Annotated in this window: 25 protein-coding genes; 13 read left to right on the plus strand and 12 right to left on the minus strand. The window is 68.6% G+C overall.

Translation table 11 applies throughout. The features are described 5' to 3' along the window. Positions 1 to 97: 97 nt before the first annotated feature. From ACGFML_RS19855 to ACGFML_RS19865, 3 genes are read left to right on the plus strand one after another with little or no spacing between them, the layout of a single operon-like run. Complete coding sequence (locus ACGFML_RS19855; RefSeq protein WP_393545357.1) at positions 98 to 1,672, plus strand: N-6 DNA methylase; 1,575 nt, start codon at positions 98 to 100, stop codon at positions 1,670 to 1,672. Beyond that, positions 1,665 to 2,873: a restriction endonuclease subunit S gene (locus tag ACGFML_RS19860; protein ID WP_393545359.1), complete on the plus strand. Its 1,209-nt coding sequence runs from the start codon at positions 1,665 to 1,667 to the stop codon at positions 2,871 to 2,873. Before ACGFML_RS19855 ends, ACGFML_RS19860 begins: the two co-directional genes overlap by 8 nt. Before the next feature lie 3 nt (positions 2,874 to 2,876). After that, positions 2,877 to 5,954 (plus strand): type I restriction endonuclease subunit R, encoded by a 3,078-nt coding sequence (locus ACGFML_RS19865; RefSeq protein WP_393545361.1) that lies wholly within the window; start codon positions 2,877 to 2,879, stop codon positions 5,952 to 5,954. Positions 5,955 to 6,064: 110 nt separating this feature from the next. Here the strand turns inward: ACGFML_RS19865 and ACGFML_RS19870 are convergent, their stop codons facing one another. From ACGFML_RS19870 to ACGFML_RS19880, 3 genes are all read right to left on the minus strand, one after another. Beyond that, positions 6,065 to 8,143, minus strand: coding sequence for an AIPR family protein (locus ACGFML_RS19870; RefSeq protein WP_393545363.1), 2,079 nt, complete (start codon positions 8,141 to 8,143; stop codon positions 6,065 to 6,067). A 1,621-nt stretch (positions 8,144 to 9,764) separates the two neighbouring features. Then, entirely contained in the window at positions 9,765 to 10,268 is a 504-nt protein-coding gene (locus ACGFML_RS19875; RefSeq protein WP_393545365.1) for a hypothetical protein, read from the minus strand. A 286-nt stretch (positions 10,269 to 10,554) separates the two neighbouring features. Next, positions 10,555 to 11,595: a helix-turn-helix domain-containing protein gene (locus ACGFML_RS19880; protein WP_393545367.1), complete on the minus strand. Its 1,041-nt coding sequence runs from the start codon at positions 11,593 to 11,595 to the stop codon at positions 10,555 to 10,557. Between the two features lie 52 nt (positions 11,596 to 11,647). Here ACGFML_RS19880 and ACGFML_RS19885 point away from each other — a divergent pair, with 52 nt between their 5' ends. The 4 genes from ACGFML_RS19885 to ACGFML_RS19900 all read left to right on the plus strand — a co-directional run bounded on the left by ACGFML_RS19885 (position 11,648) and on the right by ACGFML_RS19900 (position 15,939). Beyond that, a complete protein-coding gene (locus tag ACGFML_RS19885) occupies positions 11,648 to 12,043 on the plus strand; it encodes a cupin domain-containing protein (RefSeq protein WP_393545369.1) in 396 nt (131 codons plus the stop codon). Positions 12,044 to 12,386: 343 nt separating this feature from the next. Then, entirely contained in the window at positions 12,387 to 13,214 is an 828-nt protein-coding gene (locus ACGFML_RS19890; RefSeq protein ID WP_393545371.1) for a glycerophosphodiester phosphodiesterase, read from the plus strand. Positions 13,215 to 13,517: 303 nt separating this feature from the next. Continuing rightward, positions 13,518 to 14,828, plus strand: coding sequence for an acyltransferase family protein (locus tag ACGFML_RS19895; RefSeq protein WP_393545373.1), 1,311 nt, complete (start codon positions 13,518 to 13,520; stop codon positions 14,826 to 14,828). 250 nt (positions 14,829 to 15,078) lie between these two features. Beyond that, a complete protein-coding gene (locus ACGFML_RS19900) occupies positions 15,079 to 15,939 on the plus strand; it encodes an arylamine N-acetyltransferase (protein WP_393545375.1) in 861 nt (286 codons plus the stop codon). A 27-nt stretch (positions 15,940 to 15,966) separates the two neighbouring features. Here ACGFML_RS19900 and ACGFML_RS19905 read toward each other — a convergent pair whose 3' ends face one another. From ACGFML_RS19905 to ACGFML_RS19915, 3 genes are all read right to left on the minus strand, one after another. Then, positions 15,967 to 16,416: a RidA family protein gene (locus tag ACGFML_RS19905; RefSeq protein ID WP_393545377.1), complete on the minus strand. Its 450-nt coding sequence runs from the start codon at positions 16,414 to 16,416 to the stop codon at positions 15,967 to 15,969. After that, entirely contained in the window at positions 16,413 to 17,267 is an 855-nt protein-coding gene (locus ACGFML_RS19910) for a DeoR/GlpR family DNA-binding transcription regulator (protein ID WP_393545379.1), read from the minus strand. Before ACGFML_RS19910 ends, ACGFML_RS19905 begins: the two co-directional genes overlap by 4 nt. Before the next feature lie 78 nt (positions 17,268 to 17,345). Continuing rightward, a complete protein-coding gene (locus ACGFML_RS19915; protein WP_393545381.1) occupies positions 17,346 to 18,074 on the minus strand; it encodes a spheroidene monooxygenase in 729 nt (242 codons plus the stop codon). Between the two features lie 152 nt (positions 18,075 to 18,226). On the opposite strand from ACGFML_RS19915, the gene ACGFML_RS19920 reads away from it, so the two are divergent. Further along, positions 18,227 to 18,844, plus strand: a complete 618-nt coding sequence (locus ACGFML_RS19920; protein WP_393545383.1) for a TetR/AcrR family transcriptional regulator — start codon at positions 18,227 to 18,229, stop codon at positions 18,842 to 18,844. A gap of 51 nt (positions 18,845 to 18,895) precedes the next feature. Here ACGFML_RS19920 and ACGFML_RS19925 read toward each other — a convergent pair whose 3' ends face one another. Continuing rightward, positions 18,896 to 20,575, minus strand: coding sequence for a bifunctional 3'-5' exonuclease/DNA polymerase (locus ACGFML_RS19925; RefSeq protein ID WP_393545384.1), 1,680 nt, complete (start codon positions 20,573 to 20,575; stop codon positions 18,896 to 18,898). Positions 20,576 to 20,691: 116 nt separating this feature from the next. Continuing rightward, a complete protein-coding gene (locus tag ACGFML_RS19930) occupies positions 20,692 to 20,889 on the minus strand; it encodes a hypothetical protein (RefSeq protein ID WP_393545386.1) in 198 nt (65 codons plus the stop codon). A gap of 202 nt (positions 20,890 to 21,091) precedes the next feature. Between ACGFML_RS19930 and ACGFML_RS19935 the strand changes: the two genes are divergently transcribed. From ACGFML_RS19935 to ACGFML_RS19945, 3 genes are all read left to right on the plus strand, one after another. Next, entirely contained in the window at positions 21,092 to 21,340 is a 249-nt protein-coding gene (locus ACGFML_RS19935; protein ID WP_393545388.1) for a chaplin, read from the plus strand. Positions 21,341 to 21,876: 536 nt separating this feature from the next. Continuing rightward, positions 21,877 to 22,110, plus strand: a complete 234-nt coding sequence (locus ACGFML_RS19940; RefSeq protein WP_393545602.1) for a chaplin — start codon at positions 21,877 to 21,879, stop codon at positions 22,108 to 22,110. 323 nt (positions 22,111 to 22,433) lie between these two features. After that, positions 22,434 to 22,670, plus strand: coding sequence for a hypothetical protein (locus ACGFML_RS19945; RefSeq protein ID WP_393545390.1), 237 nt, complete (start codon positions 22,434 to 22,436; stop codon positions 22,668 to 22,670). Between the two features lie 547 nt (positions 22,671 to 23,217). On the opposite strand, the gene ACGFML_RS19950 is transcribed toward ACGFML_RS19945, so the two are convergent. Beyond that, on the minus strand, positions 23,218 to 23,835 hold the full coding sequence (locus ACGFML_RS19950; RefSeq protein WP_393545391.1) for a hypothetical protein: 618 nt from the start codon (positions 23,833 to 23,835) through the stop codon (positions 23,218 to 23,220). 847 nt (positions 23,836 to 24,682) lie between these two features. Here ACGFML_RS19950 and ACGFML_RS19955 point away from each other — a divergent pair. Continuing rightward, positions 24,683 to 25,528, plus strand: a complete 846-nt coding sequence (locus ACGFML_RS19955; RefSeq protein ID WP_393545393.1) for a nitrilase-related carbon-nitrogen hydrolase — start codon at positions 24,683 to 24,685, stop codon at positions 25,526 to 25,528. A 65-nt stretch (positions 25,529 to 25,593) separates the two neighbouring features. Here ACGFML_RS19955 and tatA read toward each other — a convergent pair whose 3' ends face one another. The 3 genes from tatA to ACGFML_RS19970 all read right to left on the minus strand — a co-directional run bounded on the left by tatA (position 25,594) and on the right by ACGFML_RS19970 (position 26,302). Continuing rightward, a complete protein-coding gene (gene tatA / locus ACGFML_RS19960; protein WP_393545395.1) occupies positions 25,594 to 25,863 on the minus strand; it encodes a Sec-independent protein translocase subunit TatA in 270 nt (89 codons plus the stop codon). A gap of 113 nt (positions 25,864 to 25,976) precedes the next feature. Then, positions 25,977 to 26,162, minus strand: coding sequence for a hypothetical protein (locus tag ACGFML_RS19965; protein ID WP_393545397.1), 186 nt, complete (start codon positions 26,160 to 26,162; stop codon positions 25,977 to 25,979). Then, positions 26,162 to 26,302: a hypothetical protein gene (locus ACGFML_RS19970; protein ID WP_393545399.1), complete on the minus strand. Its 141-nt coding sequence runs from the start codon at positions 26,300 to 26,302 to the stop codon at positions 26,162 to 26,164. Before ACGFML_RS19970 ends, ACGFML_RS19965 begins: the two co-directional genes overlap by 1 nt. 17 nt (positions 26,303 to 26,319) lie before the next feature. Here ACGFML_RS19970 and rpmG point away from each other — a divergent pair, with 17 nt between their 5' ends. Beyond that, on the plus strand, positions 26,320 to 26,484 hold the full coding sequence (rpmG, locus tag ACGFML_RS19975) for a 50S ribosomal protein L33 (RefSeq protein WP_393545401.1): 165 nt from the start codon (positions 26,320 to 26,322) through the stop codon (positions 26,482 to 26,484). Position 26,485: the final 1 nt, after the last annotated feature.

A 26,485-nucleotide genomic window follows, 5' to 3' on the forward strand; every position in this document is an offset into this window, starting at 1 on the left:
TCGTGTACATGCCGGGCACGCCCGAAATAGGGTGACCGGCAGGAACACCACGGCCTTCGGGCCGCCACCTTTTGACGAGCAAGGACACCCCCGACTGATGGCAGTGACGCAGCAGGAGATCGAGAACCGGTTGTGGGACGCCGCCGACGAACTGCGCGTCGCGATGCCCGAAGCGCAGTACGCCTCGGTCGTCTTCCCGCTGATGTTCTGGAAGTACCTGTCCGACACCTGGGAGCACCACCATCAGGAGTTTCTGGTCGAGAACGGGAGCCTGGCCGACCTCTCCGCCGAAGAAGCGCACGAGATCGAGTACCGCGACTACCAACAGTTTGAGATCCCGTTCATCCACCTGGACACCTTCCAGAAGCCTCGTGCCCTCTGGTCGGCCGTCCTCGCCACGATCGCCCAGCCCGGCCTCGGCAAGAGGGTCCGTGCCTCCCTGCAGGCGATTGAGACGGCGAACCCTGGCAAGTTCTCCCGCTTGTTCGGATCCATGACCTGGGCTGCCGAAGAGGTCCTGTCGGGGGAGGTCCTGGCGGCGGTCATGCGGGCGATGGACCGCACCCCGAAGATGCACGAGGGCAACATGTCCCACGACGTGCTCGGTGGGGCTTACGAGTACCTGCTCAAGCGGTTCTCCGACGGGTCCGGAACCCGCGCTGGCCAGTTCTTCACCCCGCGCGAGGTCGTCGAGCTGATTGTCGAGATCCTTGATCCCAAGGGCCGCGAATCTGTGTACGACCCGACCTGCGGGTCCGGTGGCATGCTCATCGCCTCAGCGAGCCTCCTCAAGGCACGTGGCGGGCGCGGGTACTCGCTCAAGCTGTACGGTCAGGAGGCTGTACAGGACACCGCCGGTGTGGCCCGCATGAATCTCTTCATGCACAACCTCACCCAGTTCAAGGTGGAGGTCGGCGACACGCTGAAGGATCCGCGCTTCACGAAGCCGGATGGGAGGGTGAAACAGTTCGACGTGATCGTCGCCAACCCTCCGTACAGCCTGAAATGGAAGCCCTGGACGACTGATCCGCGTGCCCGCGGTGGGGTGGCGCCGCAGTCGACGGCGGACTGGGCATTCGTGCAGCACATGATCGCCAGCATGGATCCGGAGAAGGGCCGTGCAGGCGTTGTCCTGCCCAATGGAGTCCTGTTCCGAGGCGGCCAGGAGGGTGCTATCCGCCAGCGGGTGATCGACGACGACCTGCTTGAAGCCGTGATCGGGCTGCCAGCCAACCTCTTCTACAACACGACCATCCCGACCTGCATCCTCGTATTCCGCGCCCGCGGAACCAAGATCGACGAGCGTAAGAACGGCGTTCTGTTCATCGATGCGTCCAAGCGGTTCGCTAAGGGAAAGAACCGCAACGTGCTCACCGAGGGTGATATTGCCAGCACGGTGGCCGCCTATCACTCCCGCGTCGCGGCTGACGGCACCACGCGTGCCCCCGACGGCACTGATGTTCCTGTCGCCCAGTTCGTACCCGCGAGCGAGATCGCAGCGAACGGCTACGACCTCAACATCAGCCGCTACATCAAGCAGGTCACGGCCGAAGAGGCAGACCTGCCCACCCTGATCAAGGAATACAACGCATCCCGAGCCGAGCGTCAGCAGACTGAGCAGCACATGCTCGCCACGCTCGCGGGTGCCGGCATTGAGGGCTTCGATGACTGACCCGGCAACGAGCACACGGGAAGGTTGGGGCCGGGCACCACTCTCGCGGTTCCTGACGCCGAACGTTGAGGTCATCGATGTGGACCCGCATCAGACCTATCCAACGGTCGGAGTCTTGAACAGAGGGCGCGGACTGCTCTACCGCGATCCGGTTGCGGGGAGCTCCACCGCTTACAAGAAGCTCAACCGAATCGGCCAGGGCGTTGTCGTCTACAGCCGACTCAAGGCGTTCGAAGGCGCGATCACGGTCACCCCCAGCGATCTTCCGGAATCGTTCGCCTCTCAGGAGTTCCCTACCTTCGCGTTCACGTCTGACCTGGATCCCGACTTCTTTCGTCTGCTCACGACGACGCAGCGCATGTGGGGCGCGCTCCAAGGTGCGTCGAAGGGAATGGGCGGCAGGCGAGAGCGCGTGAAGCCGACAGACTTCCTGAACATCGTCATGGCCATCCCGCCCCTGCCCATGCAAGAGCGGATTGTCGAGGTCATTGGTGCGGTGGACGGACAGATCACGGCACTCGAGGATGAGGCAGACGCCCTCCTCCGAGTCCGTAACGCCACCTTGGGCGATGCGCTAGGCCGTGGCGGCGAAGGTTGGTCCTCCGCTCCGCTGGCGGAGGCTGGAAAGCTCACCCGCGGCCGCCGGTTCGTGAAGAGCGACTACGTGGAGTCGGGTCTGGGGTGTATCCACTACGGCCAGATCTATACGGACTACGGGGTCTCGGCCACACACACGGTGACGCATCTTCCCGAGAGTTTCCGCGACTCGATGCGCCTGGCACATCCTGGCGATGTGGTGATCGCTGGGACGAGCGAGAACATTGAGGACATCGGCAAGGCTGTGGCGTGGTTGGGCGAGGACGCCGTGGCGGTTCACGACGACTGCTTCATCTTTCGCCATGACCTTGACCCGAGATTCACCTCCTATTTCTTCGCTTCGCCTCAATTCCAGGCGCATAAGCGCCAGTTCACGAGCGTCACCAAGGTTGTTCGCATCTCCGCCGCGAACCTCAGCAAGATCATCATGCCCGTCCCCCCTCGTGATGAGCAGGAGCGCATCGCGCGGATGGCTGACGCCGTGGACCGGCAGGTCGCGGCCCTCCGCGCTGAGGCGGAGCGCCTCCGGCAGGCTCGGGTGGCGCTCCTTTCGGGGCTGCTGGATCGCACCATCGACATTAAGTCCGCCGACTTGGAGGTCTAAGCAGTGGCGAAGGGCATTCGAGAGCGTGAGTTCCAGAACCTGATGATCCAGTGGTCCCTCCCGATGGGCTGGGGCTTCGCAGCGGGCAGATCGCTGGAACGTGAGACGACGCAAACGGTGCTCGTCGGCGACCTGAGGGACGCCATCATCCGACTCAACCCTGGAGTGATCGAGGGGTTCGATGCGGACGCGGTCGTCGAAGAGATCGTCGCCACGGTGAACGCAGTCGAGGGCGGCCTGGTACGGGCTAATGAGCAGGTGCTGCGCCTGATGCGCGGGCACAAGGAGTTCCGCGACGCCGCCGGGGTGTGGCACACCCTCAAGGTCATCGACTTCGGGCACCCGACCGCCAACACGCTAGTGGTGTCCGACGAAGTAACCATCACGGTCCCCGGGAAGACTTCCCGGCGATTCGACCTTGTGTTTTGGGTCAACGGCCTGCCTCTGGTAGTGGTCGAGGTGAAGTCACCTACCGCTAAGTCCGCGTGGGCTGATGCCGCGCGCGAGATCAACAACGTGTATGTCGCCGAGTACCCGTGGTTCTTCACCCCCAATGTCTTCGCCATCGCCTCAGATGGGCTGAAGCTGCGGTTCGGTGCAGCTGGCGCGCCCACGAACCTGTGGCAGCCGTTCCGGTCCACTGATGACGACGAGAACCTGTCGGGGCAGGCAGACATACAGCGCTCCGTCGAACTGCTGCTCAAGCCGGCGACGGTCCTGGACATGCTGGCCAACTTTGCCCTTTTCGCCACTTCCGGTGGCGGGGCGGACAAGAAGTACTTGCCTCGGTACCCGCAGATGGAGGCAGCGCACCTGATCCACCAGCGCGTCGTGGCAGGCGGCTCGAAGGGCTTGATTTGGCACCACCAGGGCTCTGGTAAGACGCTGTTGATGGTGTTCGCCGCCTCGCTGATGCTGGCCGATACCCGCACCGATTCTCCGACGATCATTCTGCTTTCGGACCGGACGCACCTTGTCCGCCAGACGTCCGGAGTGTTCACCGCGGCAATGGGAGATGCCTACTTCCATCAGCCGGCAACAAGCGCCGAACTGCGTGCCTTGCTGGCCGACGACGTGCGGGGCGTCATCTCCACGACCGTCCACAAGTTCGCCGACGCTGGCAAGAACCTCTCTACCCGGACCAACATCATCGTGTTGGTCGACGAGGCACACCGCACCCAGTCCGCCGACAAGAAGTCCCTTGCCGGACAGATGCGCGCAGCGCTGCCGCACGCGAAGTTCTTCGGCATGACTGGCACCCCCATTAGGAACCTCGCCACAGACACCTTCGCCCTCTTTGGCGAGGAGACCGACCCGGGCAGAGTGCTGCATCGGTACTCAGTGTCCCGATCCCTGCTGGACGAGGCGACGGTGCCAGTCATGCTGGATCCCCGCCCCGTCGTCTTTGAGATGAACGACCAGGCATTGCAGGACGAATTCGACGAGTTCGCCGATACCTTCGAGTTGGACGAGCCCGACCGTGAGGCCCTGTCACGCAAGTTCGGGCGCCTCACCTCAGTGTTCGCCAACCCTGACCGCATCCACACCGTCTGCCAGGACATCGTGGATCACTACCTCGCTAGCGCCTACCGCAACGGTCTGAAGGCTCAGGTCGTCGCCTTCAATCGTGAACTGGCAGTGGCGTACACGGACAAGATCAACGAACTGCTCGCGGGGTTCGAGGCTTCGCAGGTACTGGCCCAAGTAGGCAAGCACCAACGCATCGCCGCAGAGGTGAACATCTCAGTCTCGGGCGCAAAGGACGAAGAGCCCGCCATGCGCCCGTACAAGCTCTCGGAAGTCGTGGAGGAGGACCAGAAGCGTCGGTTCCTCAGTCCGGACGATCCGTTGTGCTTCCTGGTGGTGACCGCGAAGTTGATGACTGGGTTTGACGCACCCAACGAGGGTGTCCTCTACTTGGACAAGCCGCTGAAGGCACACAACCTGTTTCAAACAATCACCCGCCCGAACCGAACCTGGGTGTCCCCAAGTGGGTTCGTGAAAACCTCTGGCGTGGTCGTGGACTACATCGGACTGGCCGAGGAGGTGCAGAGGGCCGTCGTCGACCCCACCCAAGAGAAGGCCGGCAAGGGTGGCGGGTTCGTCACCGACTTGTTCGAGCTGGTCGCCGAGTTCCGCACGGTATTCGCGCGCATCGAAGACCTTTTCGCGGACGTGGACGGCTTGGACCTCACGTTCCATGGATACGCGTCCATGCGAGCCATCAATGCCTTCCTGGACGCCAACCCTGACACCGCACAGTCCTTCGCCAAGGACTACCGACTCCTGGCCCGCCTGTACCCGCTCATCAACAGCGACAAGCGGGTAGCCAAGTACCAGGACGGCTTTGCGCTGTTCGGATCCGTGTACACAACTTTGTTCAAGAAGTCCTCCGACGAGGAGAGGAAGGAACGACTTGGTGAACTAGGGCCGATGGTCCTGGAGATCATCAACGCTCACGTTCACTCCTTCTCCGTGGCCGCGTCCCAGGAGGAAGCCCTCGTCCTGGACGCCCAGGGCATCGCCATTCTCAAGGAACTACTGGCCCTCGTAAGGCCCAAGCCCGTCACAGGCGACGATGGGGACAAGACACCGCCGTCCGCAGCCGAGATCCTGGATCACATCAAGGCCGCCCTCGACAAGGGCGTCGACCCGGAGTCCGCGAAGTACACCGCCCTCGCGGAGCGGATAAGGCTGCTGCGGGACCGAATCATCCAGAACGCCCAGGATGCCCTCGACTTCCTGGCCGACGCGCTCCGGGTCGCCCGCGCCGTCGTCAACGCCGAGAAGCACCCCAATGAAGCGGTCATCGTGCTCGACGAGGACCACGTGGGTGTCCTGTCCCGAATCATCCAAGACCACGCGCCGTCGGGCCTCACGATCACGGAGAGGAACCTGGCTGAGGAGATCGACCAGGTGGTCACGCAGACCCTCGCCCGGTCTTGGGACAACGCCGATGCCCGCAACCGAGGTGCCCGCCGCGCCACAGCTGCAGTCTTCCGTCGGTACACGTTGAAGCCCGTAGGGGAGCCGTACGACTCCACCGTCGCCTATATCGAAGCCCACTATCTCGTTGACTGACGATACGGGAAGGCCCCGGACCGCCTTGAGCGGCCTGGGCCTTCGTCGTCGCGGCTGCGAGTTCGGACACCCTCAGCTGGCCTCGTGTCCTGCGAGGTTAGGCGACAGGCTCATTCTTCCTCTTCTTCTGCTTCCTGGCGCAACCGGTCGGCGATGTCCACTAGGGAGCCGCGCTGTGGAACGAACCAGCGCCGCGTGCCCTGAAGCGGTTTGCTCTGGTGACCGGCCTCCACGAGCATCTTCTGGGCCAGGCCGGTCGGTGAGTAGGCGATACCGTCCACCGCCCACACCAGGCAGTTACGGCGGTTCCGGGTCCAGGTTGCATGCGCCCGGCGGGGATCCGCCGTGAGCCAGGGGGTGAGCTGTTGCTGTTCGCGGCCGGGGACTGGGCGGAACTCCAGGAGCGTCCCTTCCTCCAGCGCGTTGTTCTCGAAGATCACGGTGACTGCCTTGGCTTTCCGTGCGTGCCCTTCACGCTCAGACGCGCGGTACTCCGTTGAGAGGGGCGGAGGCTGGTTATCGCCCTGTAGGGTCGCCAGCGCTGAACCGGCGACGTCGGAATATCGCTCCGCATTACGGAAGATGCTGCTCACCTGGCTCTTGGGTCCGTACCCCGTGTCGATCCAGTGGATCAAGGTGGCCACGGAGGCGTCAACGAGTGGGGCGACGCGCGCCGGTACCGTTGGCCAATCGGACTCCGGGATCTCCTGCCAGCCTCGGGGCAGGCGCTGGAAGGTCACGTGGGCGATGAGCAGTCGACCAAGGTCGGCGAGTGTGCCGGCGCGCCCCTCCCACTGCGGGCGTTGTACGCCGATCTGCCGCTCGACCTCCCGGAGCACCAGGATGGTGCGCCAGGTCTTCACGGCGTCGGTACGGTGGAGCGGAAATAGCCGGTGGTGCTGCTTCGGATCCCAGAGAAGATCGATGTCCACGTTGGCTTGGAAGGACAGTTCCGGAGAGGCGTGGGCACAGGCGAGCGCGGTTGCGGCTTCCCTGAGGTTGCAACCGTCGTCCTTCGACTGCGGTGGCTCCTCGCCCCGGCGCAGGACGTAGGTCTTCCGCAGCCGAAGCAAAAAGTCGTCGCGGAGCTGCTGCTGCACCTTCTCCAGGGCGATGAAGTCCTGGGGCTCCACCCTGTTCTGGGTGTTGGTCGTTCGGGTGACGTCGTGGTCGAAGCCCTCCGGGCAGTCCGTCAAGGAGATGATGCGGACACCGATCCGTGCGCGTGTCACGAGATCCGGGGTTTGCTGGTACGCCTCGTGGATGGAGGCTACCGTCTGAGCGCCGTTGACGATGCTCGCTCCCTCCATTTCCAGGTCCCCCCGAGGGCCCATGATCACCTTGTCGCATAGCACCGTGATCCCGTTGTTGAAGTACCAGAAGTACTCGGGCCTTCTACGAAGGGTCTCCACAAGGGTGCGATTTACCGCGGTGACACCGAGGGGATTTCGGATATTCCGCTGGAAGAGCCGGTGATGGTTGGCCTCGTACCAGCGGGCGACCTCCGCTCCTCCGATCGTGCCGTGGTACGCCAGGATGGGATCCTTGATCGGACTGACATCGACAGCCGAAGCCGACGCCTTCAGCTTGATCTGGGGTTCGGCGATTCCAGAGCGCAGGATGCGGATGAAGTCCGGCAGTCGCAGGATGCGCAGGCGCAGCGAGTCCTCGTACTCCGCGCAGAACCGGTCGAGTACCCCCTTGGCCTCGGCCCCCATCGGCTGGGTCCCTGCCCAGGCCGGCAGCAGGGTGATCTGTACCCGCGGATTGCTGAGTGCCCGTTCCAGATCGGGGATGAGCGGCGTCAGCTTAGCGTTGAAGCACTGGTACTCCCGGGCGATCAGTAGTTCCAGACCGTTTTTTAGGTCGAGGGCAGCGTCCTTAGAGAAGGTGGCTGTGCCGTCGCTGCTCCACTTCGCCTGCACCACCCAGACCTGAGGCTCTTCTGAGGCGAGATCTACCGCCACGGCGTCGATGCCCTGGTCGCCGAACGAGTCGATGACGAACTCGGCGCAGCGCTGCAGTGGATAGCCCGTGAACTCGCGGATCGCCAGGGCAGCAAGGGAACGGGAGAGAAATGAGTTCCGCTGGATTCGCTGCTCAAACTTCGACAGATCATCAACGGCGACGATCCCAGTGAACTGCTCATCAAGGGCGTGTTCGAGCTGCTGGGCGTGCAGGGCGGTCACTGTGCTCCTGTCGGCGGCTGGCGGCCGTGCTGGGACGGTGGCGAGGGGTACTCCCACGCCTCATCAGCGAATCAGGTTGCTTGCCTAAGAGCCTGCACGTCAAGCGCTTCGCCGCACTGCGTAGTCACGATGGGACTGAGAGCGGCGAATTCCCGCTGAGCGTAACGGCGCTGACTTCGTTAGGCAGCAGCATCGAGAGTGGCTCTCTTGAGGAGGTGCGCCTGGAGGGGGATTCCGTGATTGGTACGAACGCGATGGTTCGGGCGCGGGGCCGTGGACTCCACTCTCGCCGGTGCAGGCGGCGGAGCTGCTGGCCGGGGCGGACTTCCTCTTGTGGATCGCGGGCGGCGATGTGATCGAGCTGGCCCTTGGAGAGACGCGCACAAGCGGTCTCAACGTGCTCGTTCTCCACCGACCGGGTCAGCGTCCGTCCGCCGCTTCGACGGGTGGGACCTCTTCCTGGCCGATCCGCTGGGGTCCAGGACTCTGCGGGCCTGGCCGAAGGGCACGGTGCGAGGTTGTCGGATCACCCCCGCGTCGGTGGCCACCGTGGCGTAATACAAGGGGGACTACCCGAGCCTGCCGGAGGCCCGCCCAGCTGGTTCGCGAGGGCGTTGTCACGCCTATCCGGAACCGCCAGGCGTCGGCCCGGGCGCTCGGCTTGCCTGTTCCCGAAGGCGGCGAGAACGTCACCGCTAGGCTCGGCCCGCCTGAGGAAGACAGTGCTGAAGCGTCAGCCACCGAGCTCGACGGCCAGTGATGGACGCTCGCTCAGTGGGTGGCCCGGTGGCTACCGTCTCTGCCCTGAGCCGTCGGTGCTTGGAGTGACCCAGATGCGTGAGCGATGCGTGAGCGGATGGGGTGGCATTAGGTGGATTGGGCGGCAGGCGGAGGCCGGGCCGCACTCCCCTGACCTGGGAAAACGGGATCCGATGGCACCTCCCACACTTGACCGTCACGATCCCGCACCCCCTCGTAATGCGTAGGTCTCGGGTTCGAATCCCGAAGCCGGCTCTGTGAGAAACCCCAGCTCAGAGACCTCTCTGAGCTGGGGTTTCAACGTTTTGGTCGACCATGGCGCGACCGGCTCGCCCGAGACGTTCAGGGCAGGCCGGAGGGGAGAGGGCGGACGGCTCCGGCCCACGTAGCTGTCGGTCGGGCGATCGGGGGATCGGGGGATCTTCGCCCAGGCGGAATTATCGCGGTACCAGGCGACTGCCGCGGCGAGCCCTTCAAAGGGCACTCGTGGGACGTGCGACGTAGCCCAGGTCTTCTCCGCTCCTCGTCCCGCTCAGCGAGTGGCGCAGATCGTGGCCCGGGCGGTCGGGCGCGCTGCGGATCAGCGAACTGTCGGCGCCTGTCGGCTCGATCGGACGTTCGGTGATGGTGCGGTTCGTGTGTTCGTACCCTCCGGCGCGGGTCCGGCATGAGCGTGCCGTCATGGGGAGTACTCGGTGGTGGGGCTGTGCCTTCCCAAGCCTGCGGCACCGGTGCGGGGATGACCGTGTGATCGACGCTCGCTTCCTCTGCTTCTTCGAATTTCCGTCAGGAAGCCCCGTGCGCCGGTAATGCGTGGCACGGGGGTTCGCGCGCCGACGTCGGCATCGCCGAAAAGCCCTGGTCAGGTGGTGGCGAGGGGGCGGGTGCCGCGGAGGTCTTCGGTGTCGTAGGCGCTGCGTTTGGCGGCCGGTTCGAGGGTGAAGGCGGAGAAGATCTTCTTGCCGCGCACGGTTCTGGGGTGCGAGAGCGTGACGGTGGCGTTCAGGGGGCGGGTGGTGCAGGTGGTGAGGCACCAGGTGCCGGTGAGATTGCCGGTGCCGACTGCCTTCCTGGTGCCCCAGCGGGTCCAGCGGATGCCGCCGATCGCGGAGTGTTCGGAGAGCACGAGATGTTTGGGGCTGCGCTCGGGGCGGCCCCTGTCGGCGTTCTGCTCGCCGTAGTGGTTGATGACGTACGGGGTGTGTCCCGTTTGACCCGCGGTGGGGGCGGGGCCCGCCGCGTGGGCGGTGGTGCAGGTGCCGAGGACGGCGGCCGCGGCCAGGGCGGCTGCGGCGACGGCGGCCTTCGGGCGCCGGGGGGACCAGGGGGCACACGGGGTACGAGGGGTACGCGGGGTGCGGTGCATGGCTCTCGCTCCGGTTCGTGGGGGGACGGGGTGCGGGGGCGGGATACGGCCGCGGGTGGATCGTGCGCTGCAGAGGCAGAGGCAGAGGCAGAGGCAGAGGCAGAGGCAGGGGAAGGGGAAGGGGAAGGGGAAGGGGCGGAGGAAGGGGGATGGTGATGTCCTTTTCCCGTATGTGGGCCGCGGTGTGCCTGCGCGGGGAAATTCCCGCCGGACGGCGCAGCGTTCGGACCGCAGTGGCCCGCCCGGTGGTGGCGAGGGGGCGGGCCGGGCGGCGGGGCGCGGTGGGTCAGGTGCGGCCGGCGGCCGTGGTGCGGTCGGGCGGCGCCGTGGGGCCGAAGCGCCGTCGGTAGGCGGTGGGGGTGAGGCCCGTCTCGCGGCGCAGCAGGGCGCGGAGGTGGGCCGTGGTGCCCAGGCCGCTGCGCCGGGCGACCGTGTCGAGGCGCTCTTCGCCGCGTTCGATGAGGCGGCAGGCGAGGGCGATGCGCTCGCCGGTGAGCCAGGCCAGGGGAGTGGTGCCGAGCTGGGTGCGGAAACGGCGGTGCAAGGTGGCCTGGCTGACGGCCGCGCGGCGGGCGAGGTCGGCGACCGTGAGCGGGGCGTCCAGCCGTGCCTGGGCCCAGGCCAGCACGGGGGCCAGCGAGGTGTCGGGGATGTCGGGAACGGGCCGTTCGACGAACTGGCGCTGGCCGCCGTCCCGGTGGGCGGCGAAGACGAGGCGGCGGCTCACGGAGTTGGCGGTCTCGGCGCCGTGATCGCGGCGGACGATGTGCAGCCCGAGGTCGAGAGCGGCCGCGCTGCCCGCCGCGGTCAGGATGTCGCCGTCGTCGACGAAGAGCACGTTCGGCTCCAGCCGTACGGAGGGGAAGCGTGCGCGGAAGGAATCGGCCCACTGCCAGTGGGCGGTGGCTCGGCGGCCGCCCAGCACTCCGGCCTCGGCGAGGGTGAAGGCGCCGCTGCAGAAGCCGACCAGGCGGGCGCCGCGCGTGTGGGCCCGCCGGACGGCGGCCAGGACCGCCGGGCGGCGCGGCACGTCGGTGTCCGGCCGGTTCGGCACGATCAGGGTGTCGGCGGTGTCGGCCAGCTCGAGGGGGCCGATACCGGTGAGGGTGAAGAAGCCGTCCCGCATGAGGGTGTGGGGCTCGGGGGAGCAGAGGGCGAAGTCGTAGAGGCCGTGGTCGTGGCCGGTTTCGGGGCGGCGGAGGCCGAAGATCTCGGTGGTGCAGCCGAGTTCGAAGGGGTTGGAGTTCTCGTCGACGATCACGACGACGCGGTGTGGGGCGCGCGGTGGCGTACGAGGCGTCGTGGCGTGCGAGGAATCGTGCGGCATCCGCGATTTCTCGCACTCACGGGTGTGGGGCGGTGCGCCCGAGGATGAGGCCATGAGCAATGAACCACTCTCTCTTGCAGAGGCATTGGGCTCCTTCGACGCCTTGTGGAGCCCGCGCATCGTCACCCGTGTCAACGACTACGACGTGCGGGTCGCCAAGGTGGCGGGCGAGCATATCTGGCATGTGCACGAAGACACTGACGAGTTCTTTCTGGTGGTCGAGGGCGAGCTGCACATCGGGCTCCGCGAGGCCGACGGCGAGCGTGCGGTGACGCTGCCGGCCGGCTCGGTCTTCACCGTCCCGCGGGGTATCGCGCACCGGCCGCACTCCCCGGGCGGGGCCTCGATCCTGATGTTCGAGCCCGCCGGGACGCCGACCGTCGGCGACCGGCACGACGAGGTGCCGGACCACGTGGACGCGACCACCGGGCACCCGCTCACCCTGTAGGAGCGCCGGCGGTGCCCCGGGCGGGCTCCGGTCGGGCCCTCCAGGGCCAGGGTCAGGGGCAGGGGCGGGGCGACCACGCGCCGGTTCCCGGTGACGCGGGGGGGGCAAGGCCGGACGGCCCATGTCCCGCCGCGTCCCGAGGGGCCCGCTCGCCCGCAGCCACCACACTCCGCTGCGGGAACGCTCGCCCGCCGACGAACTCTCGGGCCGCACGCACCTGCTGACGCGGTACGGCGCAGGGTCGACGAAGCACGGCGCCCGAATGGCCGCCCCACGTGGCGGGTGGCCGGGAGGCGCCGCATCGTGAGGTGAGCGACCGGGAGGCGCCGTGCTTCGGATACCGATGAGGCCCGCCGCGGCGGGCCTCGCCTTTGTGGCCATGGCGGCGGTGCCGCTGTCCGCCGCCGGCACCGCCCCGCGGGTGGGGGCCGGGTCGCCCCTGGTGATCGCGCACCGCGGCGCCGCACGTGATGCGCCCGAGAACACCCTGTCCGCCGTGGACGCCGCGTACCGCCGCGGACTGATATGGGTCGAGAACGACGTGCAGCGCACCAAGGACGGCCGGCTGGTGGTCCTGCACGACACCACTCTGCGGCGGACCACCGATGTCGAAAGAATGTTCCCCGATCGGGCTCCCTGGCGAGTAAGGGATTTCACCGCCGCCGAGATAGCCCGGCTGGACGCCGGAAGCTGGTTCGGCCCGCGCTTCGCGGGGGAGCGGGTGCCGACCCTTGCCGCCTTTCTGCGCCGCTTGGACCACCACGGCCAGGGGCTGCTGCTGGAAATCAAGTCCCCGAAGTCCGCTCCCGGAATCGAGGCCGGCGTCCTTGGGGAACTGCGCCGCCACGGTTGGCTGGATCGGGCCCATATCGGAAGCCGACTGGTCGTTCAGAGTTTCTGCCTGCCGTGCGTGGCGCGGGTCCACAAGCTGGCGCCCCGGGTGCGTACCGGCGTTCTGGGAGCGCCGGCCGGGGACCGTCTGGCGCGCTGTGCCCGGTTCGCCGACCAGATCAACCCGCGCATGTCCACGCTGAGTTCACGCTGGATCAAGGCCGTCCACCGGCTGCGCGGCGCGCACGGCAGGCCGTTGGAGATCTACGCATGGGGTGTGGGCAAGAACACGGGCGTACGGCTGGCCAGGGCTTTCGGGATCGAAGGGATCATCAGCTAGGACGCATTGCGGGGACATTGTCTTGATTTCGCGCGTCGCCCGATCCCACTGCACACTTGCCCTCGTGGCACGGTACGTTCAGGGTCCGTGAAGGAGCTGTGGAAGCCGGACAAGCGGCCTCCGGGCCGCGCCGGTCGGGGATTTACGGGATTCCCGTGGCGCGGCTATGGTGCCAGAGATGTTCGACGCCGCCACGCTCCCCGTAAAAGAACTAAGACGCAGGATTGGGCTTTTGGGTTCCTATTTGGGGCCCGGTGCGGGCCCGCGTCCAGCTCCTCCTCAGGGTTCGTTCCAGGAGGGCCCTTGACGAACGACTTTCCGGCGTACGGCGAACGGCGGACGCCTCTCCCCCCGCAGCGACAGGTGCCCGACGACGCCTCGTACGACCCGCTGAGAGCGTCGGGTGCGGCGACCGCCACCATGACGCCGGCCGCCGCGACCGCCACCGGGGTCGGTACCGCCGGTCGGCCCGCGCCGCAGGCCGACCGGGACGGTCCGGGTACCCGCGCCAGGCCCGCGGCCGGCTCGCACGGCCGGCACAAGGCACGCAAGGGGCACTCCAAGCCGCAGGCCGGGGCGGACGCCAAGGCGAAGCCCCGCGACGCCTTCTTCGACAACGCGAAGTACCTGGCCATCGTCCTGGTGGCGATGGGGCACTCGTGGGAGCCGCTGCGCGACGGCAGCCGCTCGGCGGCTGCCCTCTACATCACCGTGTACGCCTTCCACATGCCGGCGTTCATCATCATCTCCGGCTACTTCTCGCGCAGTTTCGACATGCGCAAGGACCGGTTGCAGCGGCTGATCACCGGCGTCGCCGTCCCGTACATCCTCTTCGAGACGGCCTACACGCTCTTCAAGCGGTGGGCGGACGACGATCCGCACTATCCGATCAGCCTCACGGACCCCTGGTATCTGACGTGGTTCCTGCTGGCGCTGTTCGTCTGGCGGCTGACCACCCCGATGTGGAAGATCGTGCGCTGGCCGCTCCCGCTGGCCCTGGCCATCGCGGCGCTCGCCTCCGTGTCGCCCAACATCGGCGACGACATGGACCTCCAGCGGGTGCTGCAGTTCCTGCCGTTCTTCGTGCTCGGACTGTGCCTGAAGGCCGAGCACTTCAAGCTCGTACGCCGCAAGCAGGCGCGGATCGCGGCCGTACCGGTCTTCGTCACCGCGCTGGTCTTCGCGTACTGGGCGGCGCCGCGGATGAACGCCGCATGGTTCTACCACCGGGACGCCGCGCAGGAACTGGCCGCCCCGTGGTGGAGCGGCGTGGTGATGACGCTGGCGATGTTCGGCTGCTCGCTGGTCCTGGTCGCCTGCTTCTTCGCCTGGGTGCCGGGCCGCACGATGTGGTGCACGGCGCTGGGCGCCGGCACCCTCTACGGCTACCTGCTGCACGGCTTCCTCGCCAAGGGCTCGCGCTTTTGGAACTGGTACGACGCCCCGTGGATGCACACCCCCTGGGGCGCGGTGGCGCTGACGCTGATCGCCGGCACCGTCATCACCCTGCTGTGCACCCCACCGGTGCAGCGGGCCTTCCGGTGGGCGATGGAGCCCAAGATGACCTGGGCGTTCCAGAAGGACCCGGTCGGCATGGCCCGCAGCCGGAACTGAGCGTCAGGCGCGCGGACGACGCCAGGGGCACCTGTCCTACCGGAGATCCGGTGGAACAGGTGCCCCTGACGCATTCGCCGCCCGCTCCTGCCGGGCACGCTTCCGGCACCGCCGACCCGGCACCGCTGACCCGGGCAACCGGGCCGCGGGCAGTGGACCGGCCCGCCGATCGCGGCCCGCCACCTCGCCTCCTAGGCTCGAAGGGCATGCCGCCGGAGGGCATGCCACCGGAAGCCGGGAGGCACGCACCATGACCGACACCGTCTCCGTCTGGGGCGGAGACCGGCTGGACCTCGACGCCTATCTGGCCCGCATCGGCTACCAGGGAGGCCGCGAGCCGACCCTCGACGCGCTGCGCCTGCTGCATGCCCGCCACTCCGCGTCCATCGGCTTCGAGAACGTCGACGTGGTCCTCGGCCGCTCGATCCACCTGGACCTGGAAAGCCTCCAGACCAAGATGATCGACCGCCACCGCGGCGGCTACTGCTACGAGCAGAACCTCCTCTACGCCGCCGCCCTGGACCGCTTCGGCTTCCGCGTCCGCGGCCTCGGCGCCCGGATCCGGATGGGCGACGACCGCCTCCGCCCGGTCACCCACGCGCTGCTCGAGGTCGAGCTGGGCGGCGAGAACTTCCTCACCGATGTCGGCTTCGGAGGCTCGGCCCTGCCGGCTCCCCTCCCGCTGCGGGACGGCATCGAGGTCCGCCAGGGCGGCTGGGACTTCGCCCTCTCCTACGAGACGGACGCCGAGGTCTGGGCGCTGCGCACCCGCACCGAGGACGGCTGGACGGACCTCTACGCCTTCGGCCCGGAGCGCCGATTCCCCGTCGACTACGCCGTCTTCCACCACTACATCTCCACCCACCCGCGGTCGCCCTTCATCCGCCGCCTGGTCGTCCAGCGCCCGCTCCCCGAACTGCGCAGCGCGCTGATCGGCCGGGAGCTGACCCGTACCCGCCCGGACTTCTCCCGCGAGGTCCGCCGGATCGCACCGGAGGAGACCCCCGAGCTGCTGGAGACGGAATTCGGGATCACCCTGTCGGCGCCGGACGCCGAGGCGCTGATCGCCTTCCAGGAGCGGGCAGGGGATGCCGCAGGGGACACCCCCTAGGCACGGCCCCGCGAAGCGCCGGCCCTGCTAGCGCACGACCGCGATTCCCTCGATCTCGACCAGCGCCGCCTCGTCCCACAGCCGGGTCGCGCCGATCACCGCCATGGCCGGGAAGTCGCTGCCGACCAGGCGCTTCCACACCTGGCCCAACTCCCGGGCGTGGTGGCGGTAGTCGGCGACATCGACGGCGAAGACGGTGAGCTTGGCGAGGTCGGACGGGCCGGCGCCGGAGGCGGCGGCGGCCGCCAGGAGGTTGTGCAGCGCCCGCTCGAACTGCGCGACGATGCCGTCGCCGACGATCCGGCCCGCCGCGTCGAGAGCGGTCTGCCCGGCGAGGAAGACCATGGTTCCGGAAGTGGCGCGGACGGCATGACTGAATCCCGTCGGCGGCGCCAGATGGGGCGGGTTGATCCGCTCCAGGCCGGCACCCGGTGAGCCGGGGGCGGGCGGTACGGGGCGCTCAGTGCTCATGCTCATCTCCGGTGGGTTCCCTCCGCCGCCAACTCGTACCGCACACCCAGGGATTGAAGCGCGTCCCGCTCCTCCTGGGGAAGGTCCTCGTCGGAGATGACGAGATCGAAGTCGGCCAGCGGCGCCAGTTCGTAGAGTGCCTGACGGCCGAACTTGGAGTGGTCCACCAGCAGCACCTTGCGCCGGGCAGCGGCCATCAACGCCCGCTTGACCAGGACATTCTCCTGCGCCTGGTGGTAGCAGTGGCCGTTGTCGACGGCGGAGGTGGACAGAAAGGCGACATCGGCCCGGAAGCTGCGGGCGATGTCCGCGGTGGACATGCCCAAGAAGGCGTTGAACGCCGCGTGGTACTCGCCGCCCAGCGCGATCACCCGGATGTCGGGCTCCTCGGCCAGCTCGTTGATGACCTGGAGGGAGTTGGTGATGACGGTGTACGCACCCCGCGAGGAGAGCGCCCGGGCCAGCGGCAGCGCCGTACTGGAGTCATCGATGATCACGGCCTGGCCCGGCTCGGCCATGGCCAGCGCAGCCGCGCAGATGGCCTCCTTGGCCGCCACCTGCTCATTGCCGCGCCACCGGGCATTGGACTCGAAGAGCGCGTTGGGTGCCGCCGTCGCCCCGCCGCGCACCTTCCGCAGCCAGCCCTGATGCTCCAGCGAGTCCAGATCGCGGTGGACCGTCATCTGGCTGACGCCGAGCTCCAGGACCAACTCCTCGATGGTCACCTGGCCCTCGGCCAGCACCCGGTCGGCGATCCGCTTACGGCGGTCCCGGGGGCTCAGCTTGGCCGTCGCCGCCTCGGCCGGCTGCCCCTCGGCCACCACCGAGCCCTCAGGAACCCCATCGGTGTCGCTCAACGCTGGTCCCTTCCCGGCTCGTGTACCGGCCGCCCGCCTGACCACGGCCCCTACCCGGGGAGTTTAGGCCGTACCGCCTCACGAGGTCCCCGCCCAGGCCGCGGCGGCCTCCGCAAGCGGCTCCCGGCCGTCCAGCAGGCCCCGCGCGCCGTACGGGCGGCAGCGCACGAACGCCGCCTCGTGATGGAACGGCTTCGCCCGGTGCCCCTCGATCGCCTCCTTGTGCCCCGGCCGCGCGGGGCCGTAGGCGTAGCGGCTCATGTCCGCCACGCTGCGCCACAGGGAGAACGTGGCGACGAACCGGGGCGGCCTGGCCAGGGCGACCGAGGCGAGCAGCGCGGGGTCGGCCGCGGCCCGGCCGGACGCACGGGAGTTGGCCCGCAGGAACGGCACCGCGCGGCGCAGCCGCAGCCGCCCGAGGGTGAGCACGGCGACCGGCCCGTCCGGCTCGTCCGGCCCGTTCGCGTCGGGGCCGGTGGCGCTGGGGGCGCCGGTGGCGAGCTCCACCGGCATCGGGCCCCACTCGCCGAGGACCCGTATCGGCCGGAGCCGCACCTGCCAGCCATGGGCCAGTCGCCGGGCCGCCCGGTCCTCGGCGAGGAAGCGGTCGAGGGCGGCGTCGTCCTCCCATGCGGCGAGCAGTGCGGCACGGCCGGGTCGCAGGCCGGGGAGGCCGGCCGCGATGGCGCCGGTGAGCGCGGTCTCCGCGTACCGGAGGCCGGGGACGGCGCCGGGCTGCGGGCAGGCGCCCAGCACGGCCCGGGTGGAGCGGACGCCGATATCGGCGAAGTGCACGGAAACGATCATGTCGGACCCCCGTATCCCGGCCGCTGCCCAGCCTCGGCCCGTACGTCGCGGACTAAGTTACTTATCCGTGTACCGTTTGGTACACCACCTAGTATGGATCCCGTTGGTCGCGAAGGCGACCCGAAACCACCATCCGAAATGAGCCAGATCACGTGAGCGAGATCGATCGGAGCCGGGCCGCCCGCGCCGAGGCGCGCACCCGTATCGAGGACGCCGCCGCCCGGCTGTTCGCGGAGCGCGGCTACGCGGGCACCACCATCGGGGAGATCGCCGCCGAGGCCGGTCTGAGCAAGCCGATGCTCTACCGCCACTTCGACTCCAAGCAGGAGCTGCACCTCGCCCTGCTGGAGCGGCACCGCGACGAGCTGGCCGCCGCGCCCATCCGTGAACTCCTCGACGGCGAAGGCGACGTGGACACCCGGATCGCGGCGATGTACGACGCCTGGTTCGGCTATGTGCAGAGCCATCCGTACACCTGGCGCATGATGTTCCGCGACACCACCGGCGACCCGGACGTCCAGGCGTTTCACCGCGACATCCAGCGCAGGCAGCGGGAGACGGACATGGCCCTGCTCCGCACCCATGTGCCCGGACTCCCCGAGGCCGAGCTGGAGCCGTTGGGCGAGGCGATCCGCAGCGCGCTCTACGGGCTCGCGCTGTGGTGGCTGGACCACCCCGAGCGCCCGCGCGACGCCCTGGTCGCGGCGATGGTACGCATGACGCGTGGCCTGATCGCGACGGTGGGGCCGGAGGACGGCACCGCACCCTGAGCCACTGCCCCGCACCGCTCCCGCGTCAACGCCCCTCCCTCCGGAGCCGGTTCACTTCGCGTCCGCATAGCAGTCCACCACCGCGGTGGTGAACGGAAAGCGGACCGGTGTGTCCCCGAAGGCGATCCGGCCCGCCGCCGCGGCCGCCGTGTCGATGGCCCCGGCCACCGCGTCGGCCTCCTCGGCCGGGCAGTGCACGATCACCTCGTCGTGCTGGAAGAAGACCAGTTCGGCGCGGAGGCCGCCCCGGGAGAGCGCATGACGCAGCGCGGCCAGCATCACCAGGGCCCAGTCGGCGGCGCTGCCCTGGACGACGAAATTGCGGGTGAACCGACCCCGGGCGCGGGCCGCCGCGGTGCTGCCGTAACCGCCGGACGGCGCCTCCTCCTGGGGCAGGCCCGCCTCGTCGGGCGGTGCCACCGAGGCGGGCGGGCAGGTGCGGCCCATCCAGGTGCGCACCAGCCGGCCCTCCTCGCCGGCGCGCGCCGCGTCGTCGACACAGGCCACCGCGGCCGGATAGCGGCGCCGCAGATCCGCCATGTGCTTGAGGGCGTCGCCGGAGGTCTGGCCGTAGACGGCGCCCAGCAGGGCGAGTTTGGCCTGCGCGCGATCGCCGCGGAAGGCGCGGGCGGCGAGGTCGGCGTACAGGTCCTCGCCGCTGGCGGCCACCTCCATCAGCCCGCGGTCACGGGAGATGGCGGCGAGCACCCGGGGCTCCATCTGGTCGGCGTCCGCGACCACCAGCCGCCAGCCCGGGTCCGCGAGCACGGCCTGCCGGATGACCTTGGGAATCTGCAGCGCGCCGCCGCCGTTCGTGGTCCAGCGGCCGGAGACCGTGCCACCGGGGAAGTACTCGGCACGGAACCGCCCGTCGCGCACCCACTGCTGCAGCCACGACCAGCCGTGGGCGGTGTGCAGGCGGTAGAGGGACTTGTACGCCAGCAGCGGTGCCACCGCCGGATGGTCGACCCCCTGAAGCTCCCACTTGCGCGTCGAGGACAGCGCGATGCCGGCGCGGGCGAAGGCTTTGATGATGTCGTTCGGCAGATCGGGCCGCACCCGCTCGCCCGACCCGAAGGCGCGCGACACCTCGTCGGCCAGCTCCGCCATCCGCCGCGGCTCCAGACCGCCCGGGAACCGCTCGCCCAGCAGCCCGTTCAGCACCTCGCGGTGCACATCCGCCCGCCACGGCACCCCGGCCCGGGTCATCTCCGCGGCGACCAGCATGCCCGCCGACTCGGACGCGAGCAGCAGCCGCATGCGCTCCGGGTGCTCGGTCCGCGCCGTACGGGCCACCTGGCCGGCGTAGACCTCCAGCAGCGCGGTGAGCTCGTCCGTGCCGGGCGGCAACGGCACCGGGCCCGGCTCGAACAGCGACGGCTGGGTCTCGGCGGCCCGCACCGGCGCATCCTCCGGCACCGGCAGGCGGTGCAGCCGCGCCCAGGCGGCGGCCAGCGACCGCGGCTGGCCCGACTGACCCTCCTCGTGCCCGATCAGCAGGGCCTCGGCCGCCTCGACGTCATAGCAGCGCTCGACCCGCACCCCGGCCGTCAGCAGACGCCGGTAGATCTCCCCGGTGGACCGCCACACCCAGCGCTCGACCTGCGGCCGCGTCCGCACCGCTTCGGCGAGCGAGGGCTCCGCCACCACCGGACCGGCCGCCCGGCCGTCCGAGCCGAGCGGGCAGAGACGAACACCCCCGTCGCCCGTCTCTGCCACCGCCCATCTCATGTTCCTGAGTCTTGCACCAGGGTCTGACAATGGCCCTGACCTGCACCGTCGCCACCCGCACCGGTTGCCGGACGGGTGCGGCACGCCTGGGCGGAAGAGGCGGGTCACGCCGCGGTTCAGCACCGCGTCGGCAGCTCCTGCCGGGTCGGCACCTGCCCACCCAGGAGGTCGTCGACCGCGTCCTCCTCTCGGCCACCCGCGCCTGCACTCCCGCGAGCCGCTGCGCCGTCCCCCTCGGCCACGTCGGCCGTACGCGGCGTCGGACTCTGCTGCCGCAGCCGCCGGGGCGGCATCTGCGCGCCCGTCACCTTCATTCGGCCATTGCACACGACGCGGCTGACAAAAGGATTAGGGCTGAGACGACGTGCAATGATGGAAAAAGTTTGGGCTCCGGGCAGGCGCGCAGTCATCATCACCCGTATGCCTCACTACCTCTGCCGGGTTGATGCGTTGAGCAGCTTGTCGCTCTAAGCGGCGTGTACGGATCCTGAATGCTGCTCAGTTAAGAGGTTCGCAATGAAGCTTGTTTCCAAGGCTGTCGTCCTGTCCGCCGTCGCGGGTGCGGCCGTCGCCGGCGGCGCCGGTATCGCCTCCGCGCACGGTGGTGGCGCCCACGCCGCCGGCGGTGCCACCCACTCCCCGGGTGTGATCTCCGGCAACCTGATCCAGGTCCCGGTCGCGGTGCCGGTCAATGTCTGCGGGAACACCGTCAACGTCGCCGCGGTGCTCAACCCGGCGTTCGGCAACAAGTGCCTCAACCGCTGAGCACTCCTCAGCTGACGAAAGGCCGGTACACGCTCTCCGTACCGGCCTTTCGCGTGTCCGGATCTCGTGCTCGGCGGTGTCCGAAGCGGCCCGCGACAGATCTCCGTTGTCGCTGCCATTCGGGTGAAAGGGCGAAACCGCATCCGCCGACGCGAGTTGACCATGGCGTTCCGGACACGGCTTCAAAACCACTGAGCCGACCACCCGGCGCACGCGGATCCACTCGGGCCGCGCGGCACCCCGATGCGAACCGACAGGAAGGAATTTCTCGACCTCCTTTCGGTAGGAATTCGTATTCGGTAGGTCCCTCGTTTGTTCGAGCTGTACAGGTTTTCCGGCGCCCGGTGGGCGACAGGTAATCTCCCGCAACGACCTTGCGTCATTCGGGCGATTCCTCGGGAAACTCTGTGATGGCAGTTTCGTCTGCGAGGAGCAATCGTTATCAATTACGGCAGCGGAGTTACGGGCGAGCAGGTAACCGCCCGTGCGACACGACGGTCGTGTTCGCTACGGACCCGCTGCAGGAAGGGCTGAAAGTGAAGTACGCAAAGGCTGCTGCAGTTACTGCCGGAACCCTCATGGCAGTGGGCGCGGCTACGCCGGCGTTCGCCGACGCGGGTGCCATTGGTGGAGCCAAGCACTCCCCCGGTGTGATCTCCGGCAACGTCGTGCAGGTCCCGGTCCACGTGCCGGTCAACGTCTGCGGGAACACCGTCAACGTCATCGCGCTGCTCAACCCGGCGTTCGGCAACAAGTGCATCAACGACTGACTCGAAGAATTCGCGTCACGTCTCATTGACCGGCCCCGGTGCGCAGTTCCTGTGCATCGGGGCCGTCGGTGTTCGGGCTGATCACCGGAAACCTGAACGGTGCGCTTCTTTCGGGTGGCGTCGGAAAGAAGGGGAAACTTCGGAGTTTCCCCGTGGGGCGGGACTCGTTAGCCAGGTCGGAAGCGGTGATCCGAGCAATTAGGTGATTGCTCACGCGGCGCTGGTGTCGCGACCCATCAAGCACCGCCCCGAGAAGGGACAGCAGAAAAGTGAAGTACGCGAAGTCTGCCGCGGTTGTTGCCGGTTCTGTCATGGCGCTTGGCGTGGCCGCCCCCGCATTCGCCGCCGGCCCCAACACCTCCCCGAGCACGAGTGTGAACGGTGGGCTGACGGACGCACTGAACAACAAGCAGCTGGACGGCCGCCAGATCGTGCCGCTGGTCAAGACGGTCAAGGACACGGCGAACACCGTGAAGGGCGGCCCCAAGAACCTTCTGCACGGCAACCAGGTGGGCCCCAGGAAGAACTCTCTGCTCGGCGGCCTGCCGATCGGCAGGTGATTCCGGCGGCACGTGCGCTGAAGTGTCGCGCATGTCGCTGCCTCGCGGGTGTTTCCGGTGCATCGCGTCGAATGATGCCGGACGGCGCCTCGGACCGGTGGAGCGGATCGGCAGTGCGGATCCGCACTACGGACCGGGGCGCCGGCTCATATGAATGCACGGGGGAAATCTTTCGCACTGCGGTGCCCACAGTGCGGTCTCGATCGGCTCTTGCTGAAAAGGCACTGCACCGCGCCGCTCTCGGGCAACGGTGCCCGCCATCGCTGATGTGCCGTACAAATACCCGGGTCGCCCGGACCTCTCCTTCCGGACGGTCCGGGTTTTTGCTGCGGTTATTTCGGATAATCGGGCGGCCGGTGACCACTGCATTGTTATTCGGTCGTGACCGAGGAAGCCGAACCGGTTCGTTATCAAGGTGTGTGGAGGGACGCATGCCAATGCCCTTGCGAGTTTGATGGGGTTGCCAGGGCATTGGCATGGCGGCCGTAACGGAAAAGCAGAACGGGCCCGCGCGGCATTCGGCAGCGCGGGCTCCGTGGTGTGCGGGTCAGACGATTCCGCCGGGCAGCCTGGGCAGTGACGGCAGACCCGGGAGATCGGGAGCCGGCAGCCCGCCGAGCGTGATGGCGACCAGGACGTTCGCCAGGGCGGTGACGCTGCTCGTCACGGCGCTGGTGACGATCGCGGTGTCGCCCGATGAGAGGGCCTTGAGCAGCGCGTCGGTTCTGTTCTGCAGGCCGGTGAGAGCGTCCGTGCGCAGTTCGGCGGCGGCCTTGCCGGTGGTGGCGCGCGACCCGTTGTCGGGCTGCGAGATGGACGGTGCGGAGGGTGCCTCGGGCCCCGATTGCCGGGCGGCGGTGAGGGCGTCCCTGATGGCCGTGGTGTGCGCCGTGACCTGAGTGGGAGTCAGCCGTCCGCTGTCGGCGGCCGCGAGGACGTCGTCGATCAGGTCGGTCACCGGCCGGAGCACCCCAGCAAGGTCGCCCAGGTTCCTGGCCTGGGTCTTGAGGGCGTCGGTGTTCGGCAGGGGCGCCTGCCGTGCGGAGCCGGCGGGGCGGGCCGGCGCGTCGTTCATGGACGCGAGGGCGGTTCCCGCGGCGCCCAGGGCCAGGGTTCCGCACACGGCGGCGGAGACGAGCAGACCGGCCTTCCGGGACATGCGCATGGCAGGTTCCTTTCCGTGCTGTGCGAAGGAGCCGCCGTGAGGTACGAGCAACTCATCGCCACCCTGCGAACGTAATTGACGACCTGCAAGACCTGGCGGAGCTTCAGCTACCCCCGTTCGGCGCAGGACGGACCTTCTGACCTTGCGCTTCGACCGGCCGGGACACCGCGCGTCGAGATGCGGCCAATGGGGGAGGGGACTCGAAAGCAGATTTCCCTCTGTTCGGGTGAGGGGTGAGCAATGAGGGGTGCGGGTGCGGAAACTCGCGCCGGTGCGGCGTGTTCTTCGAATGGGGCTCCCGTTTCGGGAGTTCTCTCTTGCAGGGTAATTCGCGGTGAAGGAGATCAGGGCTTCGCCGTGGCGGCGTCGCCGGACGGAATCTCCGTGGCGGTCGCTCCGCCCGCGGCACGGGCTCCGCCGCCGGCGCTGCCGGGCGGCCGGCGCGGGTGGGGCCGGTGCTCGGTGCAGGGGTGCTGCGCCGCTCGCGGGGTGGGCCGCGGAGGGGCGGGGCCGGGGCCCGGTGTCCGCCCGGCCGAGCGGTTCCGGCGGGCCGCCCGGCCGAGGCGGCCGTCGGCATCGCCGGACGACTCGGCCGGGCACCGTCGTGCCGCCGGGCGGAGCTGCGGCTGGAAGTCGCCCTGCGGGCGTACGACGGATCGTGGGGATCAACGTCTGAAGCCTGGGCTCGGCACGGGAAGGATCGTTCTTTCGCCCGTTGGTGGGGACCCGCCTGCCGGGCCGTTTGACGTGGCTCGAAGGGGCGGCTGCTGATCCCGGGAGACTGACGGGCCGGGACCTGGCAAAATTGGACAGGAGCCGCAAAGCCGACTGATCGGTGAGGTGGGTCATGCGCATAGCGCTGGCGCAGACGGACTGCGTGCTGGGTGAGGTGCCGGAGAACTTCGCCACCGCCCGCGAGCAGGTCATGCAGGCGGCGGAGCAGGGCGCCGATCTCGTCGTCTTCCCCGAACTGAGCCTGCACGGCTATCACTTGGGCGCGCTCAAGCGGGACTCCGCCATCGAGGCGCGCGATCCGCGGCTGCTGGAGCTGAGCACCCTCGGCCCCGACGTGCTGGTGGGATTCCACGAGCACACCAGCCTGCGGGCGTACAACACCGCGGCGCACTACGCGGAGGGCGCGATGCTGCACGCCCACCGCAAGCTCTACCTGCCCAACTACCTTGCCTGGGAGGAACGCAAGCACGTCAGTCCGGGGCAGTCGTTGCGCGCGTACGACCTGACGAAGTCGGCGAGCGGCGGGCGGGGCGCCACACTGGTGTGCAATGACGCGTGGCAGCCGGTGCTGCCGTGGCTGGCGGTGCAGGACGGGGCCGAGGTGCTGTTCGTGCCCACCAACAGTGCGGCGAGTCTGGACCCCGAGGCGATGGACACCGGCATCTACTGGGACACGTTGCTGTCCTACACGGCGCGGATGCTGCAGTGCTGGGTGGTGTTCGTCAACCGGGTCGGCAATGAGCACGGCGCCACGTTCTGGGGCGGCTCGCGGGTCGTGGACCCGAGGGGGATGGTGGTGGCACAGGCGCCCAAATGGGAGCCCGCGCTGGTCACCGTCGACATCGACCCCGCCGAGGCCCGCCGTCAGCGGCGTGCGGTTCCGCTGGTGGCCGAGGCCCGGCTGGGGCTCGTCGACCGTGTGGTGCGGCGGTTGATCGACGAGGGCGGGGACAGCTAGGGCCTGTCGTTCGGGTCAGGTCGGGCTCGCGGGGCGATCCGAACGACAGACCCTGGGCCCATCGGTCAGCGGGTGCGGGTCGGCTCCGCGTGGGCCGATGCGGTGTGGGCCGATGCGGTGTGGGGCTCTGTGGGGGCCGCGCCCGGGTGGGGTGTGTCGGTGCTGGGTGTGCGGGCCGGGTGTTCGTCCTTGAGGGCGGTGGTCTCCGACTTGAGGATGCGCATCGAGCGGCCGAGTCCGCGGGCCATGTCGGGCAGCTTCTTCGAGCCGAAGAGCAGTACGAGGACGACGAGGATCAGGACCAGGTGCCAGGGCTCGAAGGCGTTGCGGAGCATGGGGGCGCTCGCTTTCGTCGGGGACGTCTGGGGCGGTCTGTCCAGTATTACCCCCACGACCTCGGCCGCCCGGTCCAGGGGTCGAGCCCGGCGCCGGACGGTCGCTGCCGTGCCTACCGGCCGGCCTTGTGGCCGGCGTCCCGCGGCCGGTGGGAGAGCCCACGCCGGGCGGTGCGGCGCGCCTCCTCCGGGGTCCGCGGATCCCGGGCGACGGCCTTGAGGACGGCGCGCCGGGCCGCGTAGCGGGCGACGGCCGCGCGCCGCCTCTCCTTCTTGACGATCTCGCCGAGCTTGGCCATCAGGCGCTCCCTCCCCGGGTGCGGGTGCGGGTGCCGGTGCGGATGCCGGTGTCGGCCGCCTCGACGCCGATCGGGGCGATGGCCTTGATGTCCCCGGCGTCCAGGGCGAGCCCGAGGGCCCTATTGAAAATGGAAACCATTTCCGTATACTAGCCGCATGGCCCGCAACGAACTACGCCCGGTCGTCAAGCTCCGGTCCACCGCCGGCACCGGGTTCACGTATGTCACCCGTAAGAACCGCCGTAACGACCCCGACCGCCTGGAACTGCGCAAGTACGACCCGGTCGTCGGCCGTCACGTCACCTTCCGAGAGGAGCGCTGAG

Source organism: Streptomyces sp. NPDC048650 (assembly GCF_043199095.1).
Classification (GTDB): Bacteria; Actinomycetota; Actinomycetes; order Streptomycetales; family Streptomycetaceae; genus Streptomyces.

What these genes read in the sequence shown, in the direction of transcription:
- ACGFML_RS19855 (WP_393545357.1), top strand. Translation starts at nt 98, where the DNA reads ATGGCAGTGACGCAGCAGGAGATCGAGAACCGGTTGTGGGACGCCGCC.
- ACGFML_RS19860 (WP_393545359.1), top strand. Translation starts at nt 1,665, where the DNA reads ATGACTGACCCGGCAACGAGCACACGGGAAGGTTGGGGCCGGGCACCA.
- ACGFML_RS19875 (WP_393545365.1), bottom strand. Translation starts at nt 10,268, where the DNA reads ATGCACCGCACCCCGCGTACCCCTCGTACCCCGTGTGCCCCCTGGTCC.
- ACGFML_RS19880 (WP_393545367.1), bottom strand. Translation starts at nt 11,595, where the DNA reads ATGCCGCACGATTCCTCGCACGCCACGACGCCTCGTACGCCACCGCGC.
- ACGFML_RS19885 (WP_393545369.1), top strand. Translation starts at nt 11,648, where the DNA reads ATGAGCAATGAACCACTCTCTCTTGCAGAGGCATTGGGCTCCTTCGAC.
- ACGFML_RS19890 (WP_393545371.1), top strand. Translation starts at nt 12,387, where the DNA reads ATGAGGCCCGCCGCGGCGGGCCTCGCCTTTGTGGCCATGGCGGCGGTG.
- ACGFML_RS19900 (WP_393545375.1), top strand. Translation starts at nt 15,079, where the DNA reads ATGACCGACACCGTCTCCGTCTGGGGCGGAGACCGGCTGGACCTCGAC.
- ACGFML_RS19905 (WP_393545377.1), bottom strand. Translation starts at nt 16,416, where the DNA reads ATGAGCATGAGCACTGAGCGCCCCGTACCGCCCGCCCCCGGCTCACCG.
- ACGFML_RS19915 (WP_393545381.1), bottom strand. Translation starts at nt 18,074, where the DNA reads ATGATCGTTTCCGTGCACTTCGCCGATATCGGCGTCCGCTCCACCCGG.
- ACGFML_RS19925 (WP_393545384.1), bottom strand. Translation starts at nt 20,575, where the DNA reads ATGAGATGGGCGGTGGCAGAGACGGGCGACGGGGGTGTTCGTCTCTGC.
- ACGFML_RS19930 (WP_393545386.1), bottom strand. Translation starts at nt 20,889, where the DNA reads ATGAAGGTGACGGGCGCGCAGATGCCGCCCCGGCGGCTGCGGCAGCAG.
- ACGFML_RS19935 (WP_393545388.1), top strand. Translation starts at nt 21,092, where the DNA reads ATGAAGCTTGTTTCCAAGGCTGTCGTCCTGTCCGCCGTCGCGGGTGCG.
- ACGFML_RS19950 (WP_393545391.1), bottom strand. Translation starts at nt 23,835, where the DNA reads ATGCGCATGTCCCGGAAGGCCGGTCTGCTCGTCTCCGCCGCCGTGTGC.
- ACGFML_RS19955 (WP_393545393.1), top strand. Translation starts at nt 24,683, where the DNA reads ATGCGCATAGCGCTGGCGCAGACGGACTGCGTGCTGGGTGAGGTGCCG.
- tatA (WP_393545395.1), bottom strand. Translation starts at nt 25,863, where the DNA reads ATGCTCCGCAACGCCTTCGAGCCCTGGCACCTGGTCCTGATCCTCGTC.
- ACGFML_RS19965 (WP_393545397.1), bottom strand. Translation starts at nt 26,162, where the DNA reads ATGGCCAAGCTCGGCGAGATCGTCAAGAAGGAGAGGCGGCGCGCGGCC.
- ACGFML_RS19970 (WP_393545399.1), bottom strand. Translation starts at nt 26,302, where the DNA reads ATGGTTTCCATTTTCAATAGGGCCCTCGGGCTCGCCCTGGACGCCGGG.
- rpmG (WP_393545401.1), top strand. Translation starts at nt 26,320, where the DNA reads ATGGCCCGCAACGAACTACGCCCGGTCGTCAAGCTCCGGTCCACCGCC.